This is a genomic window from Mycobacterium sp. 1164966.3 (genome assembly GCF_001665395.1).
Taxonomy (GTDB): domain Bacteria; phylum Actinomycetota; class Actinomycetes; order Mycobacteriales; family Mycobacteriaceae; genus Mycobacterium.
On record NZ_LZSG01000058.1, the window covers coordinates 1 to 3,891 of the forward strand.

Here is a 3,891-nt window from a genome sequence, read left to right on the forward strand (position 1 = left end):
CGCCACCGCCGACCCGATCGGCACCACCCCCGACCCCACCCGCAGCGGCGCGCTGCTGGTGGCATACACCGTGGTCTCCGTCGGGCCGTAGGCGTTGACCATCACCCGCCCCGGCGCCCACCGCTCCACCACCTCAGCCGGGCACGCTTCCGCGGCGATCACCAGCGCCGCATCCACCCCCTGCGGCGACAGCAGCCCCACCGCCGAAGGAGTCTGACTTAGCACGCTGACCCGTTCAGCGACCAACAAGGCGTGAAACTCCTGCGGTGAACGGGTCACCTCGTCGGGCACCACCACCAACCGGCCACCATGCAACAACGCACCCCAGATCTCCCACACCGAAAAGTCGAAGGCATAGGAGTGACACTGCGTCCACACCTGATCCGCCGTGAGCTCCACCCCGATATCGAGGGCGCGGAAGAGTTGGGTCACGTTGTGATGAGTGACGGCCACCCCTTTGGGCACCCCGGTGGTGCCCGAGGTGTAAATAATGTGCGCCACGTCCTCCGGGGCCGGCGCCGGCAGCGCCGTGCTGGGCTGGGCCTGCACAGCCGGGTCATCAACCTCAATGACCGCCAGGTCAAACCCGTCCAACCGGGCCCGCAGATCCGCGGTGCTCACCGCGGCGACCGGCGCAGCGTCGGTGAGCATGAACTCGATTCGCGCCCTTGGCACCGCCGGATCGATCGGCAAATACGCCGCCCCCGCCTTGAGCACCGCCACAATCGCCACAATTGCCTCGACCGACCGCGAAAACAGCAGCGCCACACACCGTCCCGGGCCCACCCCCTGCTCGGCCAACAAGTGCGCCAACCGATTCGACGCCTCATCCAGCTCGCGGTAGGTCCACGAACTACCGACGCACGTCAGCGCCGCCGCATCCGGTGCCCGGTCGACCTGCTGGGCGAACAACACCGGAATCGACACCGGCGCGTTGCTCGGCTCCGTCAACACCACCCGGTTACCAAGCGCATCCAACCGGGCATGCTCAGACTCATCGAGCACATCCATCGACGACAACGCCCGGGTCGGGTCGGCGGTCATCGCCAGCAACATCCGCTCCATCCGTCCGATGAGCGCCTCGATGGTGGCCGCGTCGAATACCTCGGCGTCGTATTCGAGGCGAAGGCCCAGTTCGGGCCCGGGCACGGCCTGCACCGTCAGGGGGTAGTGATTGCATTCGCGGCCTTTGAACTCGGTGACCGCCAGCTCGTCGGCGCCGGATAGTGCGGCGGTGTCGACCGGGTAATTTTCGAGCACCAGCAAGGTGTCGAACAGTTGGTCGTGGCCGGTGATCCGGTGGATTTCGCTGAGCGCCAGGTGCTGGTGCTCCAGGGTGTGGTTGTAGGTGTGTTGGAGTTGGTCGAGCAGTTGTTCGGTGGTGGTCGCCGCGGTGAGGCGCGCGCGCACCGGAACCGTGTTGATCAACAGGCCCACCATCGACTCCGCCCCCGCCATCTCGGTGGGCCTGCCCGACACGGCGGTGCCAAATACGATGTCGCGCTGGCCGGTCAACCACATCAGCAGCTGCGCAAACGCGCCCTGCAACACGGTGTTGATGGTGGTTTGCTGTGAGCGGGCCAGCTCATGGAGCGCCCCGGTGGTGTGCTCGGTCAGCCGATAGGAGGCGATGCTTCGCTGCCCGAGCCCGGCCCTTTGCGCCGGACCGACCAGGGTGGGGGTGTCAAAACCGGCCAGCACCTGCGCCCAGGCCGCGCGGGCGGCATCTAGATCGCGGTCGGCCAGCCAGCACACGAACCGGCGATAGGACCCCGGGGCCGCCAGCCGCTGGCCGTGATAGCCGGCGAAGATTTCGCCGAGCAGGATCGGCAACGACCAGCCATCGATGACGATGTGGTGGAAAGTCAACACACAGCGGTGCCGATGTTCGGCGGTGCGGATCAACGCCACACGAAACGCCGGCGGGTGAGCGAGATCGCCGACCGCGGCCCGCTCAGCAGCACACAGCCGCTGAATCTGCTCCTCAACATCAGCGCCGTCGGGGCCGTGGAGCTTGACATAGCTCCATCCCACTGCAGGGTCGGCCGGGATGATCTGCACCGGCTGGTCAAACCGGTCGCAGAATCGGGCCGCCAAGTGGGGATACCGGATGACCACGGTGTGCACCGCATCGCGCAGCCGATCGGGGTCAAGGCGACCACTTAACGTGATATCCAGCTGCAGCGCATACAAATCGGGCTCAGCACCGTGGGCGGTGCTGGCGTGAAACAACAGGCCCTGCTGCAGCGGGGTCAACGGCAAAATATCGGCAACCCGGTGATGCCGGCACAACTCGTCGATCTGGGGCTGGCTCAACCGAGCCGGCACAATATCCGACGGGGTCAACCCACCCCCACCGGCGCGCACATGCGCGCACAGACCCTCCAGCGCCTGCACCCACAACCGGCTCAGCTCACTGACCGCCGCCTCGTCCAGCGCCGAGGGCGCCCACATCCAGTTGGCGTGAAGCCGCGGGCCGGCCTCGGTGTCGATGGTGGCGGCGTTGAGCTCCACGGTGTGCCCGAGTGCCACGGGCAACGCCGCGGCCGCACCGAGAACCAACACACCGTCCTGAGTGAGCCGCCACCCATCAGTGGTCACGGCACCCAGCCGGCCCAGGTAGTTAAACCCGATCAGCGGGTCCGACTCGCCCAGGTCCACCTCGGGATTCAGATAGCGCAGTGCGCCAAAGCTCAGCGGATGCGGCAGCGCACGCAGTTGCTCCTTGACATCCTTGACCAGCGCCCCCAACCCCGCCTCACCAGCAACCACCTGTTCCCAGCGCAGCCCACCCACACTCAACGACACCGGATACTTGGCGGTAAACCAGCCCACCGTGCGCGACAGATCCACCGCGAGACCTAGCTCCTCGTGGCGCCCATGACTCTCGACGTCGATGCCGACCGGCTCGGACCCGTTGCCGACAAACTGGGCCACCGCCAACCCCAACGCGATCAGCAAGATGTCTTGGATGCCGGCGTGAAACGCCGCGGGCACATCACCCAACAACAGCCCGCTGGTGTGGGCATCCAGTGATACCGACAGATGCCCCGCGCTTTGATAGGTATCCACCGCCGGGCGCACCGCCGGCAACACCGCCGGCGCCCCCACCACCTGCTTCCACGCATCAGCGCACCCGACCAGCTCGGGCCGGCGCGCATAATCCACCAGCAGTCCCGCCCACCGGACAAACGACGTCCCAACGCTGGGCAGGGCGATGGGCTGCCCGCTGCGATGCTGAGCCCAGCCGGTGTTGAGGTCATCAAGCACAATGCGCCACGACACCGCATCAATAGCCAGATGGTGAACGATCAACACCAACTGAGCGGCCTCGGCCACCCACAACGCGCTCAGCATCACCCCCGCGGCGGGATCCAACCGTGCCCGTGCCCCGATCAGCTCTTCATCGGACAACACGTCGACAACGTGAACACAGTGGCGCGCCTCGATAACCCCGGCCTCGGGTACCTGGAACGACCACCCCCCGACCCCGTCATCCGCTACGCGCAGCCGCAACATGGCATGCCGATCCAGCAATGCCTGTACCAGCACCACTACATCGGCCTGGGTCACCCCCGCAGGGGCCGACACCACGACTGTCTGGTTGAACTGCTCGGTGGGGCCTTCCACGCTGGCCAGCCAGTGCATGATCGGGGTCGCGGCCAATGGCCCGATACCCTCGTCAACCACACCGCCGCCGGCCTGGGCCGCCCCCACTAGCCGGGCTAGCCGGGCCACACTTTGCTCGACGAACACATCACGCGGCCGACACACCAGCCCAGCCGCCCGTGCCCGCGCGACCACCTGCATCGAGGAAATACTGTCGCCACCGAGCTCGAAGAACGAGTCGTCAACTCCGACCCGCTCTAAGCCGAGGACTTCGGCGTAGAT

The 3,891-nt window shown here is 66.7% G+C and carries 1 protein-coding gene; it reads right to left on the bottom strand.

Annotation, left to right across the window (positions count from 1 at the left end; translation table 11 throughout):
- On the bottom strand, positions 1 to 3,891 hold a 3,891-nt coding region (locus A9W99_RS20585), incomplete at both ends, for a condensation domain-containing protein (RefSeq protein WP_156623213.1).